This is a genomic window from Gillisella vitis (assembly GCF_021559775.1).
GTDB classification, from domain to species: domain Bacteria; phylum Pseudomonadota; class Alphaproteobacteria; order Rhizobiales; family Rhizobiaceae; genus Allorhizobium; species Allorhizobium ampelinum.
On sequence record NZ_CP056047.1, the window covers coordinates 1192685 to 1208924 of the forward strand.

Genomic DNA, 16240 nt, shown 5'->3' on the forward strand with positions numbered 1-16240 from the left:
TCGGCTGATATCAAAGGATATCAGCGCGAAATGCAGAAGGCCGCGAATGTGACCAGTTCGCAGGCGCGCGCCATTGAGAACCGCCTGAAGAAAATGGACGGCCGGTTCTCGGCGCTTGGTACGTCCATGGCGCGCGGGCTAATCACGCCGATTGCGGGGATCTCGGCGGCGCTGACAGTGGATTCCGTCATCCATTATGCCGACGCCTGGACTAGCGCCAAGAACAGCCTGGCGGTTGCCGGTGTTGTTGGCGTCAGTCAGGTCGCTGTTCTCGATCAGATTTACAACTCTGCCCAGCGCAATGCAGCGCCCATTGGCGCGATGGCCGACCTGTTCGGCAAGGCGGCGCAATCCGGCGATGCGCTTGGTGCGTCTCAGGCCGATCTGCTGAAGTTCACCGATGGTGTCGGCACGGCTTTGAAGATCGAGGGCAAGTCTGCCACCGAAGCGCAAGGCACGCTGACGCAGCTCGGCCAGCTCCTCGGCTCGACCCGCGTCCAGGCCGAAGAATTCAACTCAGTCAACGAAGGGGCGCGACCGATCCTGATCGCCGTTGCCAACGGCCTCAGCGCTGCGGGCGGTTCTGTCAGTAAGCTCAAACAATTGGTCAACGATGGCAAAGTGTCCAACCAGGAATTCTTTCAGTCGTTCCTGAAGGGATTGCCAACCATTCAGGGGATGGCGGCCAATGCCACCCAGACGATTGAACAGGGTGTGACCAAGGTGAACAATGCTTTCACCCGTTATATTGGCCAGACGGATGAAAGCCTCGGCGCATCCCAGCGCATGGTGGCTGGATTGAATGCTCTGGCGGATAATTTCGAGCAGACGGCCGATGTCGTGCTGAAGCTCGCCTCTGTCATTGCCGCCGCTCTGGTTGGCCGGTCGATTGCTTTGATGATCGCCAATCTTGGCCTGGCCACAGCGGCAGTTTTTCGGCTGGTCGCGGCGCTGCGGGCTGCATCGTCCATGGCCGGCATTGCGACCGCCATCAGCGGCATCGGGGCGGCGGCCGGTCCGCTTGGTCTGATCATCGGCGGCACGGTTGTGGGTGCGCTTGCACTGTTTGCGAGTGGATCGGGTGAGGCAGGCCAAGCTGCTGACCGGTTTTCCGAGCGTTTGAAGCGTGTCGGAGAGGCGGCCGAAGAATCGGCCGAAAAGGTTGATAAGGCGCGCCAAAGCTACAATGCCGTTAAGGAAAACCAGTTGGCGCAGGAAGCCAAAGTAGCGGCCTCGTCTCTTAAAAGCACCAGTGACGAGACGATCAACCTCCTATCGTATTTTGCTAAAATGCGTGAATCCAACCTGATCACGCCTGAGCAAGCGACCGAACTTGAGCGGTTGCGTGACGGCATTAAGACCGGCTCTGTTTCGGCCGACGATGCGCGGCAATCTCTGGCTAAGATGGCGACTGCGGACTACAATTTTCAGCAGATCGCAGACGCGATAGACCCAATCCTCAAGAAACTGACGACGATCAGCGTCGCTGCACAACAAACAGCAAGCGATCTCGCCGCCGTCCAGGCTGCAAAGGTCATGTCTCCAGAACAGGTTGCCGGATACAAGCAATATGCGCAATCGCGCCAACAGGGCGAGGAGATGCTTCGGATCGGCAAGGCCTACGCTGATGAGGCACAACGCCAGAACGCGCTCTCGAAAGAGCAGCTGGCTATTGAAGGCAAGAGGTCTAAAATCAAGGCGGATCTCGCTAAAACGGGCGGGGTTTTGCCTGATGATAAAATCACATCCTTGGCAATTGCGGAGGTCAAAGCGGATGAGCGGCGCTCCGATTCCGGCAAAACGACCGCCGCGCCGAGAGCGACAGCAGATGACCGGCTCGACATGGATATCCAGTCGATCCGGGATCGGACGGCGGCCCTCGTCGAAGAGCAGGCAGTCGTCGGGCAATCCTACCGTCAGCAGGAAGCGCGTCGGATGTCGCTCGATCTCGAACAGCAGGCGCTCCAGGATGTTCGTGAAGAAGCGCGGCGCAACAATGATGAGAACTGGCGCACGGTCGAACTAACCCCCGACCAGATCGCCAAAATCAAAGCTGCGTCAGAAGCTTATGCCGAGCAGGCCGATATCCTGCGCAAGGTCGAGGAAGCCCAACAGCGGTCGCAACAGGCAGCACAAGAGTTCTACGATACCGCCAAATCCGCATTCTCGGATGTGATCATGGGGGCGGAGAGCTTTAGCGATGCGCTATCCGGCGTTCTTAAGAAGCTGGGCGAACTCGCCTTGAACAGTGCCTTTGACGGCATGTTCGGCGGATCGTCCGCGACCGGTAGCGGTGGTTGGTTGACCGGCTTTGCCAAGGCGATTGGCTTTGCTGATGGCGGCTATACCGGGGCAGGTGGTAAATATGAACCTGCGGGCGTCGTGCATAAAGGCGAGTATGTCTTTGATGCGGATGCCGTTCGAAAGGCTGGTGGACCGGCTGGCCTGGACGCCATGCGCAAGCGGCTGAAGGGCTATTCCAGCGGCGGCTATGTTGGGCCAAGTGCGCCACGCATGCCGGATCTGTCCAGGGCGGCTGCCAGCAAATCCAGCTCGGTGCAGATCAGCATTAATCCGGTGATCGACAATCGCGGGGCTTCTGTTGAAGCGGTGGCGCGACAAGAGCAGGCGATGAATAAGCTGCAAAAGACCTTGCCAGCCCAAATCATCACTGCGGTGCGCGATGCGCGGGCAAGGGGGGTGAAGGTATGACCATCGTCTATCCCATCGACCTGCTCGCGGATTTCCCCGGCTGGGCCACCAAGTTCGAACCGCTGTTTCGACAGGAGCAATCGCGCACCGCTGGTGGGGTGACTTACATCAAGGATCTCGGGTCGCCGCTGTGGTCGGCGGCCTATCAGACCAAGCAGTTGAAGCCGAATGATCTGGACGCATGGCGGGCGCGGATCGAGGCGCTGGAAGGCGGGCTGCAATACTTCCGGGGATATTCCCTGTCTCGGTCGCGGCCCATTGCCTATCCGACCGGCAAGCCTGTGCCGGAGAATGGCGTGGTGCTGTCTGCCATTGGCGGTGACAATAAGAGCGTGACGCTCTCCGGGCTGGGTGCGGGATACGTGATCTCGGTTGGTGATATGATCCAGATTGCAGGCAGCGGGCTTTACCGCGTTGTCGAGGGTGCGGTTGCCAATTCTTCCGGTATTGCGGGTGCATTTGAGCTTCGCCCGCATTTGTGGCCGGGAACCGTTTCGGGGTCTGCGGTCACGCTGCTGCGGCCCTCCTGCACGATGATGATCGTGCCGGGGTCGATTTCCTCTGAAGCCGATGCGTCCACCGGGCGCGGCTCTGTGTCTTTCCAAGCTATCGAGGTGCGCTGATGCGCTTATATCCTGCTGCAATCACCAACGCGCTTGCGGCACGGCAATTGGTGGCGCGTGATTTTCTCTGGATTGTCGCGCGTGACCGAACCAGCGGAAATCCGGCTGCGGTCGGCTTCTGGTCGGATGTCGGCAATGTCTCTGCCGAGGTGGTCCACCCCGACACGGGCAATGCTGATGTCAGGAGCTTTTACGGCTCTGGCACATTGATCAGCATCACAGAAATCCCGCTGGTCTCGACGCTAGAGGCGCAGAACGTTACCATTACCATGTCCCAGATTGACGATATGGTGGCGCAGGCCGTGCGGCTCTACGATTGCAAACAGGCCCGCGTGGAAATCTATCGCGGCCTGTTTTCCCCGCAAACCCGCAAGCTGGTGTCTCCGGCAGAACTGCGGTTCCTGGGCTTTGTCGACACGATAGAGATCAAGACCCCAGCCGAAGGCGATACCGGTGCGGTCACGCTGACCTGCGCCTCGCATATGCAGGAAATCACCCGCTCCAATCCCGACACCCGGTCGGATGCCAGCCAGAAGCTGCGCAGCTCCACCGATAATTTCTATCAGGATGCGGCGGTGGTTGGCGATTGGGAACTGTTCTGGGGACAGACACAGGGCAAGATTACCACGTCAAAGGCAAACAGCATGGCGGATTTCCTGGCCAAGGCTTTGGCTAAAAATGGTTAGGTCCGGCACGATTGCCGACCGGTTTGCCGTCATCGCCTTGCTGCGGGACAGTCATGCGGCGGCGAACTATGCCTTCCGGTTCGAAGCGGCGCAGGCCGATGCGCTCTACCGGCTGCACCTCGACAATCCGATGGCATGTGCGTTGCTACTGGAACGCGATGGCATCGTGTGTGGCCTGTTGCTCGCATCGGCCTTTGATCATCCCTTCGGGGCTGGTCTGGTGGCCAAGGAAACGGTGTGGTTTATCGCACCGCAGGCGCGGGGTCGCTCCGGCCTTATCATGCTCGATGCCTATGAGGCATGGGCCAAATCCATCGGCTGCATCTCCATCGGCATGGCGGCGCTTGCCACCAACGATGTGTCGAGCCTCTACGCGCGGCGCGGTTATACGCCCGCTGAGACGCATTTTATCAAACCCATCTAAGGGTATCCCATCCATGGCAATCTTTTCTGGCATCGCCGCCATTGTCAGCGGCGTGGCGTCGGCGCTTGGCGCGGTCTCGACCTTTATCGGCGGTATGGGCGTTATCGGCTCGACGCTGCTGAAGGCGGCGGTCGGCGTTGGCTTGAACTATCTGGCCTCGGCTGTGGCGGGCAAGAACAAGGCCTCGACCGCAAACTTTGCCGTCAATGGGCAATTGCAGTCCGGTGGCACCGTGCCGCGCTCGATCATCTTCGGGATGACGGCGACGGCTGGTTCTCTGGTTTATGCCAATACCTGGGGCAATGCGGGCAAGACGCCGAATGCCTATGTCACGCAGGTCATTGCGCTGGCCGATGCACCGATCAAGTCGCTGCTGGTGGCAGTGGTCAATGGTGTGGCCTGCGAGATCGATTTCGATCATCCGCATGCCGAATACGGTTGGCCGGTTGTCGATTACCGCAAGGGCAACACCGATTACCTCTGGCTCAAATTTTACGATGGCACGCAGACTGAAGCCGATAGCTTTCTAGTCAACCGGGTCTCGTCCACGGCCCGCCCTTATGAGAGTACCCGTGTCGGCCATGGCGTTGCCTATGTGATTGCCACCTCGCGCGTGAACCAGGAGCTGTTTTCCGGCTTTCCGTCCTTCAAGTTCGTGCTGGATGGTATGCGGCTTTATGATCCCTCCAAGGATAGTTCTGTCGGCGGCAATGGCCCGCAGCGCTGGAGCGACGCCTCGACCTGGGGCGGCGATGGCGACCGGCTGCCTGTTGTCCAGCTCTATGCCCTGATGCGCGGTATCCGCTGGAACGGTCAATGGCTCTATGGCCTCCAGACCGTCACCGAACGGCGCTTGCCTGCCAGCCACTGGATTGCCCAGATCGGCAAATGCCGCACCCTGATCGAAGGTGCTGATGGCATGGAGGCCACCTATCGCTCTGGTGCTGAGGTGCAGGTCAGTGCGGCCATCCAGGATGCGGCGCAAGCGATATTGACCGCTTGCAACGGTCGGCTTGCCGAGATCGGCGGCACCTATAAGCCGTTTATCGGCGTGTCGGATGAACCGGTCATGACCTTTACCGACGCTGATATTCTGTCCACGGAAGAGCAGAGCTTTACGCCGTTCTTTGGCCTATCCGATACCGTCAACGGGATTTCCGCCTCCTACCCATCGCCGGATGACGCCTGGAACATGACGGAAGCCCCGCCGCTCTATAACGGCGATTATGAGGTGGAAGACGGCAACCGTCGTCTGCTGTCGGATGTCAGCCTCGACTTCGTGCCCTACGTTGCCCAGGTACAGCGGCTGATGCAATCGGCCTTGAAGGAGGCTCGTCGCGCCCGCCGTCACACCATTTCTATGCCGCCAAAGTTCGGGGCATTGGAGCCGGGGGACATTGTCGCCACATCCAGCAACCGTAATGGCTATGTTGAGAAGCGGTTTCGGGTCGATGGCGTTCTCGATCAGCCAAACCTTGATGTTGTCCTCGATATCACGGAGGTCGATCCGACCGATTACAGCTGGAACCAGGGCAAAGATTATAAACCACCGGTCACCGGCAGTGTGTCCAGCGGGGTGCCTGTTGCGCAACCTATGTACGGCTGGAAGGCCGAACCGGCGACGATCTTTGACGCCAATGGCAATGCCCGGCGTCCGTCCATCAAGGTGATCTGCGCGCCTGATCAGGATGACGTGGCCAATGTCTGGGTGCAAGTGCGCCTGAAGGCGAGCCAAATGGTGGTGTTTGATAGCAATGCCACCGCCTATGCCGCCCCGTTTGAATGGATTTTGAACGGCACGTTCCTGTCGGCCTCGCTCTATCAGGCGCGGGGCCGGTTCGTGCCTTATTCCAATCGCACCACCGAATGGGGCGACTGGATCGATGTGCTGACGCATGATGTGCGGTTTCTGGCTGGGGCCGATTATGATCCGTATGAGGGCGCAGTCGGCCTGTCGGGCCTGGACGATGATCTCGCCAGCTATCAGGACTGGATCGGCTCTGGCCTGCGCGATGTGCAGGCAACGCTGGAAGAGCTGGATGCGCGCATTGCAGGGCTTGATCTGGGAACGGCTTATGCCCGTCAGCAATTGCGCCAGCAGATCAGGGCGGTGGCCGATGGCATCACGGCGGATTGGAACCTTGCCGTTGATGTGGTGGCCTCAGCCAATGCCGCCACGGCAAGCCGGGTCGAGACGCTGACCGCCAGCTTTAACAGCGTCACGGCCAGCTTTACCTCGCAGATCACCGCGCTTGGTAGTGCCGATACAGCTCTTTCAAAGCGCATCGATACCTTGACCGCCTCGCTAGCGTCGTCATCATCCAGCTTGTCATCACGGGCCGATGCGTTGGCGGCAGCCGATACCGCCCTATCCAGCCGCGTCGATACACTGACCGCCTCGCTGGCTGATACCAAAACAGGGCTCCAGAATACCGCCACCGCCGTCTCGACCCTGCAAGCCAGTGTCGCCACCACCAATGGAAATGTCTCATCGATTGCCACGGCACTGACCTCGCTGACGGCGGCCTCGGCCAGTGGCGATGTCTCCACCGCCAATTTTCGCATGTCGGCCATGGGCGGGCCGGCTGGCTATGCCCGTATCGGTGCAGAAGCGCGACAGGGCGGCAATGGCAATTGGCGCAGTGCCGCCTGGTATCTCGATGTCCCCAATGATGCGAACCTGCCCAGCCGGTTCGTGGTCGAGGCCGGGCAATTCGTCGTCGTTGCCGGTGGCAATCTCAACAATCCGTTCGTCGTCGATGGTGCCGCCGTGCGGATGAATGTCGCCAATATCGGCACGGTGACAGCCGGTGAGATCCGCAGCTCGAACGGCAAGATGGTGATTTCCCTTAACGCAGGCACGATTGTGATTTCGTCATGACCAAAACCCTTATTGGCCTCGACTATACCGGCACGGCCTGCATCAAGATCACCAAGGCAAGCTTCGATCCGGCAACCACCTCGGATGCCGAGATATCGAAGTTTTACTATTCGTCCAAATGGGCGGCAGACTGCAAGGTCAACGCCATCCGCACCGGGGCGACCGGAACGTCGCCCCGCGGCTACTATCCGTCCGCCTCGTCCTGGACCTGGTGGAGTTCCGGCAATGGCGATGGCGGGTACCAGGACATCTATAAGAAGTCCTATTTTACCGGCCTGATCTATGACCTGCCGCTCTATGATCGCAAGCGGGTCGATGCCAATGGGTTTTATACCCATATGCAGATGCTGGAGATGTATTTCGGGACCAATGACCGAACGCAGGTCTGGAAGCTCGGCGACGGCGGGGCCTATCTGATGGGCTGGGCCTCTGCCAATGCCACCTATACCTTCACGGGATATTTTGGGGCAACGGTCAAGCCGACCGAAAGCTCGATCTGGCTATCAGGCACCGACAAGCTGGTCGTCTGGCAATTGCCGGGCGATGAGACGGCCATCCAGAACGGCACGCCGCAAGCGGCAGTGTCAGGCCAGCCGCAAATCATCATCAGCTCGACTGATCTCAGGGTCAGCAAGCCGGGCTTCGATGTGAATACGGCGACGGGCAGCCAGTTGGCATTCAGCTCATCGCAGATCCCGGCCAAGGTGATTGCCGCCGCCGATATCGCTGTTCCAAAGGGAACGAGCTATTTCGACTGCGGCATGGCGCTGCCCACCGACACGATCATCGAATGCCATTTCTATGCATCCGGCCAGTCGATCTATTTTCCGTGCCATCCCAACAATGGGCCGTTCGGCGCGACGTTTCGGGCCAATGGCAATACCGTCGAGTTCTCCAATCCGAACGGGGCCTGCCGGGCGCGGGTGATTGTCTTTGCCGAGGCGCCGGCCAGTGCCACCAGCGGTGCCAACAATGTGCTGCGGCAATTCGATCAGAACGGTCAGCAGGTCGTGCAATTCCTGCGGCCTGGGGCAGGGGCATCGCCGGGCTTTGGCGATATCGTCATCGATAGCCGATGGCCAGCCCTGCAAATCGTCAAGGAAGGCTATCTGTCGATCACCACCGGCAATCAGGCCAATACGATCAGCTACGATGCCAGCGGCATGTTCACCTTTATCAAATGGTGCACGGTCCACGGCAGCGGCACGGTTGAGGGCGGCTCGCTATCGATCAACACCACCAAATTCGTGCGCACGCCAAGGCTTGGCAAATACCGCACCTATAACGACAGCTGGGGATCTCCGACCTTCACCGGCGACACCAGCTATGTCCAATACACGGACACGGGCGCGACCTTCTACACCTTCCGGGGCAACCCGCTTTACGTCGCTTACTACAATCAAAGCGGCGGCGGGGTGCGCACCGAGACCGTCAACGATCCCGCCGTCATCATTGGTCTTCGCTACTACGTCTTCGGCGTGGCGCTGCCGTGAGGCGGGACTGTCTCTCTATATCTTCCATTCCCACCGAAAGGCCTATCATGACCATAAACATTCACCCCGATGTCGCCTATCGCGAACTGTCCGCCCAGGCCGACTTTCTGAAGCAGCGCAATCTGGCGCTGGCCCAGACCTTGGCTGAGGTCATAGCCGAGCGCGACCAGCTGCAAGCCGAACTGAAGGCTTTGACCACCACGAGTGAGCGGGAGAATGCCGATGGCGCTGCGCAGTGATTACAGGGCAGGCACGATCTCTGTTGCCGCAGGTGCAACGGCCGTCACCGGATCCGGTACAGCCTGGTCAACGGCGGGCTTTGCAGAAGGGGATCTGCTGTTTGCCGATGGCTATTGCGGGATTGTCGGCGCGGTCACCGGCGACACGGCGCTAACACTGGCCCAGCCCTGGCGGGGCGGAACGCTGAATGGCACGGCCTACCGGCTGCGCTATCAGGGCGACGGGTCGCGGATCTCGGCGCAGGCCCGGCAGCTGATCGATCTGCTGGGCAATTCCGGCAATCTCGAAGCGCTCGGTGGACTTCAAGGCCTTGCCGATCGGTTGGGCTATTTTACCGGATCGGGGCAAATGGGGCTGGCCGCACTGACTGCCTTTGCCCGCACGCTTCTGGATGATGCTGATGCCGCTGCGGCGCGTGCGACCTTGGGGGCTGTCCAGCAGGGTGGTGGAACCGGGCAGAGCAGCGTTAATGTGGTCAAAGTCGGATGGGCTGACGATGGGTCGGGATTGTTGGCACAAGTCAATGCCACACCGATGGGGAATATTTGGACAAACAGTTATGTCGAGAGCGATCCGGCTGCCAGGCGGGCAAAGCTCGGCGCGCAGGCGGCCTTGGGGTTTACGCCTGTCCAACAGAGCGGCGGGGCCGGACAGACCACAAACAAAATCTATATCGGTTGGAGTGCTGACGGCCTGAGAGGTCAGGTGGACGCAACGGATATCGGTCGGATCTGGACGGATTATGGATCGGGGCGTCAGCTCTCAGCGACGGGTTATCAGAAGATCCCCGGCGGTCCACTGATCCAGTGGGGCGTTTCGTCAAACGGCAGCTACAGCGATTATACGCAGCCGTTTCCGCTCTCGTTTCCGTCTGCATGTTGGGCTGTCGCGCCCGTGGCAAATCATATCTTGAGTTCAGGGGATGCACTCTCGATCACCGTCTCACAGCTTAGCAATACTGGTTTTAACATCCGATCTCGGGTGATTTCGTCGGGTGGCGCAGTGAGCGGGCACTTTGGCACGGTCGTCCATTGGATAGCGATAGGGATTTGAAATGGCGATATATGCGATGATCGACGGCGAGGGGTTCGCTAAGGCATTTTACGAAGAGGCGGTGCATGGCGCCCGGCAACTGCCTGTCTATGATGATGCCGGCGAGGTTACTGGCCATCAGCCAAACCTCGACTGCCTGATTCCGGAGGCGGCAGTGGAGATCAGCCAGGCGCAGTGGCAAGAGCTGCTGGGCTTTCCCTCCCTGCGCAAACTGATCGACGGGGCTGTGGTTGAATTCCAGCCACCACCTATCGAACCCGTGGTGGTGATGCCGACGCTGACGCCGCGTCAGTTCTGGCTGGCGGCTTCTCGCATCGATGTCAGCAAGGCGGATGTTCTGGCGCTGGTCGATGCCGTGGACGACAAACAGGCGGCTGCCGATCTGCGCATCGAGATTACCGAGGCGGTCAGCTTTGAGCGCTCCAATCCTGCCATTGACGAACTGGCGGTCTTGCTCGGCATTTCCGGTGAGCAACTCGATAGCCTGTGGGTGTGGGCTGCGGGGTTTTAGGCGAATTTACGCCAGATCGTCCAGATCGACGCTAATAGCGAACTAATTTGCAAAGGGCTGCGAGAGCATTGCAGCCAAGAAATCACAAAAAAGGATGAATATTATGGATCGCGCGAAATTCTTCGCGGCGGTGCGCTCGTCGTTGTTCGGCGGTGCGCTGACGCAAAATCAGGTGAATGGCATCTCGGCCATTCTCGACGCCTGGCAGGCCAGCACAATGACCGATCTGCGGTGGTTGGCCTATATGCTTGGCACGGCGTTTCACGAAACAGCACAGACCATGCAGCCAGTTCGTGAAACGAGAGCGGCTTCGGATGAGCAGGCTATCGCCATTCTGGATCGCTCTTGGGCGAAAGGCACGATGCGGTGGGTCAAGTCGGCTTATTGGCGGATTGGAGCCGATGGCAAGAGTTGGCTTGGACGTGGCTATGTCCAGCTTACCCACAAGGACAATTATATCAAGCTCGGCGGCGCAATCGACGTTGACCTCATCGCCAATCCGTCCTTGGCGATGCGTGAGGACATTGCCCTGAAGGTGATGTTTGTGGGCATGAGTGAAGGCCTGTTCACCGGCGTCAAGCTAGATGATTTCTTCCATGGCACTAAGACGCATTGGGTGGATGCCCGCCGCATTATCAACGGCACGGAAAGCGCCAGCGTTGTTGCAGGCTATGGCCGGAAATTCTATGCGGCGTTGGTGGGGGCGGCATGAACACCAATCTCCTCCATAACATCATCAACACGCTCATTGCTGCGATCCCGGCGCTGGCGCTGTTCGACTGGACGCCATTTTTCAGCGAGGCGGTTTCCTTGAAAATCGTAGGATTGTTGGGGCTTGCCAAGATCCTGATCAACACCTGGCGCGATGGACCTGCGGGGATGATGAAGCCCCAGCCACCGGTTGGCTGGCAACCGGCTGATGACCGCGCTCGCAAGGGTGATTGCCGATGATTGCAATCGCCCTGACTGCCTGGAGTGCCCTCAAGGCGCTCCACGAAAAGCTCGACTGGCGCGGCATCGGCTTGATTGCTGCCGTCCTTATCGCCGGGTTAGGCCTGCATCGCTGGGCGTCATCGCTGAAAGAAGCTGGCCGGAATGAGATCCGCCAGCAATGGGCCGAAGCCCAACGTAAGGCCGACTTGCTTCAGCTCGCCAAAATCGAGGCTCAACAGAAACAAATCAATGCCGCCGATGCGGCCTTGGTCGCCACGATGGCCGCTCATGTTGGGCAGGTCGCAGGACTTGAGGCAGCGCTTGCCGAGGAAAGGGAAAAGGATAATGCGAAACCGAATGCTGCTGCTGGGGCGAGTGCCGCTCCTGCCTGCTCTGCTATGCCTGACAGGGTGCGAAACGCTCTCAACGCCATCGGCGCAACCAACCGCTGATCGCAAACCAAGCGTCTCGGCCAGCATCATGGCTGATTGCGATGCACCTGTGTTCATTCCTGATGGCACAGATCGGACGGCTGAATCGGCTGTGGGGTAGAGACCGAAAGGCGCTGGCCGATTGCCGCGCCACAAATGCGGCGAAGGCAGATACCATCAATGCACTGCAAAGGGGCGGGACGTGACAGACGGAAAAGTGGCAACGCCACCGAGGTGCAATGTCAACAATAGGCTGCCAAGCGGCTGGCACCGCTCGATTGCAAGAGCGCCAATCGGACCAGGGGCCCTGCGCTTAACACCACCGGTCTGGCACCCGGAGAACAATAGAGGGGCAGGGGATGTCTGAGAAGATTTCAACGGTGGCCGAGGTGCTGACCGCCTGGTTCGGCGGCGCCGGAACAACCATCATCGGCGCCATTATCGGCCGGGCAATGTGGCATGTACAGGAGGTTCGCCGTGCCCACCGCGGTCCCCTCGGCCCCGAACTGTTGTGGGAACTGCCGATCGCCATCGGCATGGCGTTGATTGGTGAAGGCCTAGCTGGGTGGCTCGGTCTCGGGCAACCGATTTCGACGGGGCTCATTGCTGCGCTGGCTTATCTGGGTCCGCGTGGGGCAGAAGTGCTATTTATGAAGTGGTGGATGGGAAAAAAGCAGCATTGACACAAAATAGACCGAGGACGCGACTCCTCGGCCTATGTGTTATAATTTAATGTCCTGCACATTATCCACATTTACTGCTTCGACAGAAAGCCCCTGGGATAATACGCCGTTAAAAACGGGACAAATGAAATGAAGTCCTCGATGAGTAAATCGGTCTCCCGATTCTAGAACCATCGCAAGTGCCTTTAAGTAAACTGAAATCGACTTAAAGAAGTATACCCCTGCGGAAGCTTCGTTAGAAATAACTCTCTTCTCTGCAGCCTCAACTACCCGGTTATTCTCATCTCGACGCAAATAGGAATATATCTCCTTATTTGAATAAAATGTTAAAGCAAGGGCGCCGATGCCTTCTTTGTCAATATAATTCGTTGGATTCTGATCAAACTGAAATAATATGTCCGCCAGATCGAAGCAAATCGTTTCACTCAAGTTTTCCAGAAGGCCGCACGCTCCTAAAACTGAAAAAGCCGCCCCCTTGGTGTAGTGAGATAAAAACACGCATCTACACAAAGGGTACCAAACAGCTAGCTTTTCTTGGTGAAAGCGGTGACTTTGAGGGTCATCGCGAAGGATGAATATTAGGTCTTTATCAGTTATCAATCCGGAGGACCACCAATGGCGGCTTTCAAGAGCACGCCTGAGAAGGGGTAATCCGTCAACAATCGTTTCTGATTTAACTGATCCGTCAGGGTTGACAAACCCAGGACCGGCTAAGGGGATGATCGACTTCATTGAAGCGGCTCATCTTTTGAATTTGGCATCCCTTTAAGAGCGAAAAATTCCCTCATGTCCTCCGGTGTTCCGAGCCCATGCATAGCTTCTTTTTCTACCTCGTATATTCCAATACGAGCGCCCTCATCAATCATATAGTTATATACAGGGCATGTGTAGAATTCGTTGTTTATTCTATCATTATTAGCGATCATGTCCACGGTCGCCTTAATCAATGCATCCGCGCGCCTAAATAAGTAAACTCCAACCGTAGCATATTCTGAAATTGCTTTCTTCTCGGCTACTTCCTCCACGAGACCATGTTCATTTAATTTTGCAAATGACCATTTTGGATTCAATTCTGGATCTTTAAACACCAAGATAGAACCATCCAGATTTCTGTTTACGCAGTCATCGACGAAGTCATCGACAGAAAAATCAATTAACTGGTCAGAGTTAGCGACTATTATAATGTCGGAATCACTAAAATGCTTTCTCGCCAACATAACGGTGCACAGTGTTCCCTCGGTGAGCTTTTCGACAGACTGTACGCTTGCAACTCTACCGATCCGATCAACGATGGACACATTTTTCTCAATATGATCAGAGCGTAGAAGTGCTACTACCTTGCTGTTTCGCGGGCGAACATTTTCTAAAACACGCTCGATCATTGGTTTGCCGCCGACGTCAATAAACGGCTTCGGTTTAAGCCACCCGTCTTTTGCGAACCGGCTTCCTTCACCAGCGCCTGGAACTACGAGAACAACCTCTTGTTTTTCGGTGGTGCGGCCATAAAACTTTTCAACATACTCTTTGTATTTTTCAGGCGTGTAGAAGCTATGATAATGTTTGGCAGCAATAGAGAAATTCGCAATTGATTTCCCTTCGATAATTATTTGGTTTAACGTGGAGGAGATAAAGTATTTTCCATCATGTCGGTCTTCGCACCTAATCGAGTTCATGGCGGCATCGATAAATAACTGGGCGCTTTCATAGTAATACAAGCCGGAAATTGCATTTTCGCTGATAACTCTCTTTTCGGCGGATTGAGAAATGCAGCCATCTTCACCGATCCGCACATAAGACCAACGCGGATGCACAGAAGGAAAAGTCACAACCCCAGCTACGGCATTTTTCCTTTTTACTTCATCGAATAGCCCAGCAATTGGCGATGTAATCACTTGGTCGCCATTAGCAATTAGAATTGGGGCCTCTAAATCCAGGTGGTCTACCGCTAATAAACATGTACAAAGTGCACCTTCTGTTTCGCTGCTGACCGGGATAACAACAACTTCGTTGCCGGCGCGAAGCTTGATTACCGTATCGATAGAAAACCTATCGATGTCTTCCTGCCGAACTAGGAATACAAATTTTGCGTCGCCGAACTCGGAGCGGAGAGCATTAATTGAATGCTCAATCATTGTCTTTCCGCCAAGATCGACTAATGGCTTGGGGAAGTAGAATTCTTCCTGATCGAAAAAAGGCGAAGTTGCAGCTATAGGTATCAAAATTTGCATTTTCTGTTTCATCCTCTTGCCCTCGACTAGGCCGCCAACGCCGAAATTTTTTGTTTGATAGCCTCGTAATATACGTCAGACACATCAGCTACTGCCATCACATGGGCCCCTGATGCTCGGGCAGCAGCTAAGCCGTGCTCATTATCTTCAACTATCAGAACCTCATGAGGCGCCAACCCCATTCGCTCTATAGCCTTGACGTATATCTCTGGGTCTGGCTTGGCGTGTTTCACGTCTTCATTCGATAGGAAAAAGTCTAAATACATATCCAATTTTGACAACTTCATCATCAAGTCAACTGATGCCCTTATTGAATTAGAGCAGACGGCAAGTTTAAAACCTTCCGATTTCAAGCAAGATAAAGCGCGTTGGTGCAAAAAGTTTGGCTTACATTTCGAGTAAGCGATTTCCGCAGTAAAATCCTGCTTTAATGAATTTATAAACGGGTGAAGCCGTTTAGGAAGCCTTCGCGTTTTACTAAGGATTTCCAGTTTGCGCTTCGTTGGTAAGCCATCGTATGTACTTAGGTGAGCGTCTCTTTCAATAGGCATACCAAACAGCGACAATGCTCGATTTAAAGCGTCGTAGTGCCAGTCTTTGGCATCGATCAACACTCCATCCATATCAAACAATACGGCTTTAATCATTTTTATCTCCAAAATACTCCAGAGCCTTGGAAGGAAAATCGGTGCAGAGCATCAAACGGCCGTTCTCGCTGAGATTAAACGACGATGCCCAATCAGACCAAGCGTCAAGATGGTTTCTTTTGTGAAGTTCAGGAGAGACTATCGCAGCCAAGCGACCCTCGGCCGCTATCTTATCAATGACACTGCTCTTCGTGTAAGGTTCATCGAAGCTATCAAGCCAGACGCCCGCGCACTGCTCAACACAACAGGCGATAGGTTCAATATCGCTCATTCGTGTAAATACATTCATCTTCGAATTCATGTAATGTCGCATGTCAGGGACAGACATATCAAACACAAAAGCGTTTTCGATCTCATGTTTTTTTAAAAAATCATCGACTAAATTGGAAAGTCCGTCCGATTTTATGTTTAGCGCTAGCCAGCCGTCTGTACCGATGGATTTATAGATCTCCAGAAAAGTTGAAAAACTCATAGGCTTATCGCGTGATCGGGGAGGATCGTGTGAGATAACTAATTCACCATCTAAATCCCGCACATCAGTTTCAATGCCGAATCCATGCGTCAACGCACGAACGAAAGCAGACAAGCTGTTTTTCTCTGAGGCTTCAAGCCAAAATCCCCTGTGCGCGATAATTCGTGCCCGAAATGACGTCTCGCCGGACGGATAGCTTATCAACGACATGATACCTCTCTAA

17 protein-coding genes are annotated in these 16240 nt (G+C 56.2%); 13 read left to right on the forward strand and 4 right to left on the reverse strand.

What is annotated here, in order from left to right; translation table 11 throughout:
* Window positions 1-30: 30 nt before the first annotated feature.
* From AVCG78_RS05620 to AVCG78_RS05680, 13 genes are all read left to right on the forward strand, one after another.
* Entirely contained in the window at window positions 31-2712 is a 2682-nt protein-coding gene (locus AVCG78_RS05620; protein ID WP_234665072.1) for a tape measure protein, read from the forward strand.
* Window positions 2709-3335 (forward strand): hypothetical protein, encoded by a 627-nt coding sequence (locus AVCG78_RS05625; RefSeq protein WP_071585253.1) that lies wholly within the window; start codon window positions 2709-2711, stop codon window positions 3333-3335. The genes AVCG78_RS05620 and AVCG78_RS05625 overlap by 4 nt, the downstream gene beginning before the upstream one ends.
* Complete coding sequence (locus AVCG78_RS05630) at window positions 3335-4021, forward strand: hypothetical protein (RefSeq protein ID WP_071585252.1); 687 nt, start codon at window positions 3335-3337, stop codon at window positions 4019-4021. Before AVCG78_RS05625 ends, AVCG78_RS05630 begins: the two co-directional genes overlap by 1 nt.
* Window positions 4014-4445, forward strand: a complete 432-nt coding sequence (locus AVCG78_RS05635) for a GNAT family N-acetyltransferase (protein WP_071585251.1) — start codon at window positions 4014-4016, stop codon at window positions 4443-4445. Before AVCG78_RS05630 ends, AVCG78_RS05635 begins: the two co-directional genes overlap by 8 nt.
* Before the next feature lie 13 nt (window positions 4446-4458).
* Window positions 4459-7326 carry a phage tail protein gene (locus AVCG78_RS05640; protein WP_174089663.1) on the forward strand — a complete coding sequence of 956 codons (2868 nt, stop codon included), beginning with the start codon at window positions 4459-4461 and terminating at the stop codon, window positions 7324-7326.
* Entirely contained in the window at window positions 7323-8819 is a 1497-nt protein-coding gene (locus AVCG78_RS05645; protein WP_071205073.1) for a hypothetical protein, read from the forward strand. Before AVCG78_RS05640 ends, AVCG78_RS05645 begins: the two co-directional genes overlap by 4 nt.
* Window positions 8820-8866: 47 nt before the next feature.
* On the forward strand, window positions 8867-9058 hold the full coding sequence (locus AVCG78_RS05650) for a hypothetical protein (protein ID WP_071205072.1): 192 nt from the start codon (window positions 8867-8869) through the stop codon (window positions 9056-9058).
* Window positions 9042-10112 carry a gp53-like domain-containing protein gene (locus AVCG78_RS05655; protein WP_071205071.1) on the forward strand — a complete coding sequence of 357 codons (1071 nt, stop codon included), beginning with the start codon at window positions 9042-9044 and terminating at the stop codon, window positions 10110-10112. Before AVCG78_RS05650 ends, AVCG78_RS05655 begins: the two co-directional genes overlap by 17 nt.
* 1 nt (window position 10113) lies before the next feature.
* Entirely contained in the window at window positions 10114-10623 is a 510-nt protein-coding gene (locus AVCG78_RS05660; protein ID WP_071205070.1) for a hypothetical protein, read from the forward strand.
* 103 nt (window positions 10624-10726) lie between these two features.
* A complete protein-coding gene (locus tag AVCG78_RS05665) occupies window positions 10727-11335 on the forward strand; it encodes a glycoside hydrolase family 19 protein (protein ID WP_197434930.1) in 609 nt (202 codons plus the stop codon).
* Window positions 11332-11574, forward strand: coding sequence for a hypothetical protein (locus AVCG78_RS05670; RefSeq protein WP_071205068.1), 243 nt, complete (start codon window positions 11332-11334; stop codon window positions 11572-11574). Before AVCG78_RS05665 ends, AVCG78_RS05670 begins: the two co-directional genes overlap by 4 nt.
* Window positions 11571-12008 carry a hypothetical protein gene (locus AVCG78_RS05675; protein ID WP_071205067.1) on the forward strand — a complete coding sequence of 146 codons (438 nt, stop codon included), beginning with the start codon at window positions 11571-11573 and terminating at the stop codon, window positions 12006-12008. Before AVCG78_RS05670 ends, AVCG78_RS05675 begins: the two co-directional genes overlap by 4 nt.
* A gap of 338 nt (window positions 12009-12346) precedes the next feature.
* Window positions 12347-12670, forward strand: a complete 324-nt coding sequence (locus AVCG78_RS05680; RefSeq protein WP_071205066.1) for a phage holin family protein — start codon at window positions 12347-12349, stop codon at window positions 12668-12670.
* Between the two features lie 39 nt (window positions 12671-12709).
* Here AVCG78_RS05680 and AVCG78_RS05685 read toward each other — a convergent pair whose 3' ends face one another.
* From AVCG78_RS05685 to AVCG78_RS05700, 4 genes are read right to left on the reverse strand one after another with little or no spacing between them, the layout of a single operon-like run.
* Complete coding sequence (locus tag AVCG78_RS05685; RefSeq protein ID WP_071205065.1) at window positions 12710-13402, reverse strand: glycosyltransferase family protein; 693 nt, start codon at window positions 13400-13402, stop codon at window positions 12710-12712.
* Entirely contained in the window at window positions 13399-14910 is a 1512-nt protein-coding gene (locus AVCG78_RS05690; RefSeq protein ID WP_197434929.1) for a glycosyltransferase family 2 protein, read from the reverse strand. Before AVCG78_RS05690 ends, AVCG78_RS05685 begins: the two co-directional genes overlap by 4 nt.
* A gap of 14 nt (window positions 14911-14924) precedes the next feature.
* Window positions 14925-15545 carry an HAD family hydrolase gene (locus tag AVCG78_RS05695; RefSeq protein WP_071205064.1) on the reverse strand — a complete coding sequence of 207 codons (621 nt, stop codon included), beginning with the start codon at window positions 15543-15545 and terminating at the stop codon, window positions 14925-14927.
* On the reverse strand, window positions 15538-16227 hold the full coding sequence (locus AVCG78_RS05700; RefSeq protein ID WP_071205063.1) for a PI-PLC domain-containing protein: 690 nt from the start codon (window positions 16225-16227) through the stop codon (window positions 15538-15540). Before AVCG78_RS05700 ends, AVCG78_RS05695 begins: the two co-directional genes overlap by 8 nt.
* Between the last annotated feature and the right edge of the window lie 13 nt (window positions 16228-16240).

Excerpts from the sequence above, each read along its gene's own strand:
- AVCG78_RS05620 (WP_234665072.1), top strand. The coding sequence starts at position 31 with ATGCAGAAGGCCGCGAATGTGACCAGTTCGCAGGCGCGCGCCATTGAG.
- AVCG78_RS05625 (WP_071585253.1), top strand. The coding sequence starts at position 2,709 with ATGACCATCGTCTATCCCATCGACCTGCTCGCGGATTTCCCCGGCTGG.
- AVCG78_RS05630 (WP_071585252.1), top strand. The coding sequence starts at position 3,335 with ATGCGCTTATATCCTGCTGCAATCACCAACGCGCTTGCGGCACGGCAA.
- AVCG78_RS05635 (WP_071585251.1), top strand. The coding sequence starts at position 4,014 with ATGGTTAGGTCCGGCACGATTGCCGACCGGTTTGCCGTCATCGCCTTG.
- AVCG78_RS05640 (WP_174089663.1), top strand. The coding sequence starts at position 4,459 with ATGGCAATCTTTTCTGGCATCGCCGCCATTGTCAGCGGCGTGGCGTCG.
- AVCG78_RS05645 (WP_071205073.1), top strand. The coding sequence starts at position 7,323 with ATGACCAAAACCCTTATTGGCCTCGACTATACCGGCACGGCCTGCATC.
- AVCG78_RS05650 (WP_071205072.1), top strand. The coding sequence starts at position 8,867 with ATGACCATAAACATTCACCCCGATGTCGCCTATCGCGAACTGTCCGCC.
- AVCG78_RS05655 (WP_071205071.1), top strand. The coding sequence starts at position 9,042 with ATGGCGCTGCGCAGTGATTACAGGGCAGGCACGATCTCTGTTGCCGCA.
- AVCG78_RS05660 (WP_071205070.1), top strand. The coding sequence starts at position 10,114 with ATGGCGATATATGCGATGATCGACGGCGAGGGGTTCGCTAAGGCATTT.
- AVCG78_RS05665 (WP_197434930.1), top strand. The coding sequence starts at position 10,727 with ATGGATCGCGCGAAATTCTTCGCGGCGGTGCGCTCGTCGTTGTTCGGC.
- AVCG78_RS05670 (WP_071205068.1), top strand. The coding sequence starts at position 11,332 with ATGAACACCAATCTCCTCCATAACATCATCAACACGCTCATTGCTGCG.
- AVCG78_RS05675 (WP_071205067.1), top strand. The coding sequence starts at position 11,571 with ATGATTGCAATCGCCCTGACTGCCTGGAGTGCCCTCAAGGCGCTCCAC.
- AVCG78_RS05680 (WP_071205066.1), top strand. The coding sequence starts at position 12,347 with ATGTCTGAGAAGATTTCAACGGTGGCCGAGGTGCTGACCGCCTGGTTC.
- AVCG78_RS05685 (WP_071205065.1), bottom strand. The coding sequence starts at position 13,402 with ATGAAGTCGATCATCCCCTTAGCCGGTCCTGGGTTTGTCAACCCTGAC.
- AVCG78_RS05690 (WP_197434929.1), bottom strand. The coding sequence starts at position 14,910 with ATGAAACAGAAAATGCAAATTTTGATACCTATAGCTGCAACTTCGCCT.
- AVCG78_RS05695 (WP_071205064.1), bottom strand. The coding sequence starts at position 15,545 with ATGATTAAAGCCGTATTGTTTGATATGGATGGAGTGTTGATCGATGCC.
- AVCG78_RS05700 (WP_071205063.1), bottom strand. The coding sequence starts at position 16,227 with ATGTCGTTGATAAGCTATCCGTCCGGCGAGACGTCATTTCGGGCACGA.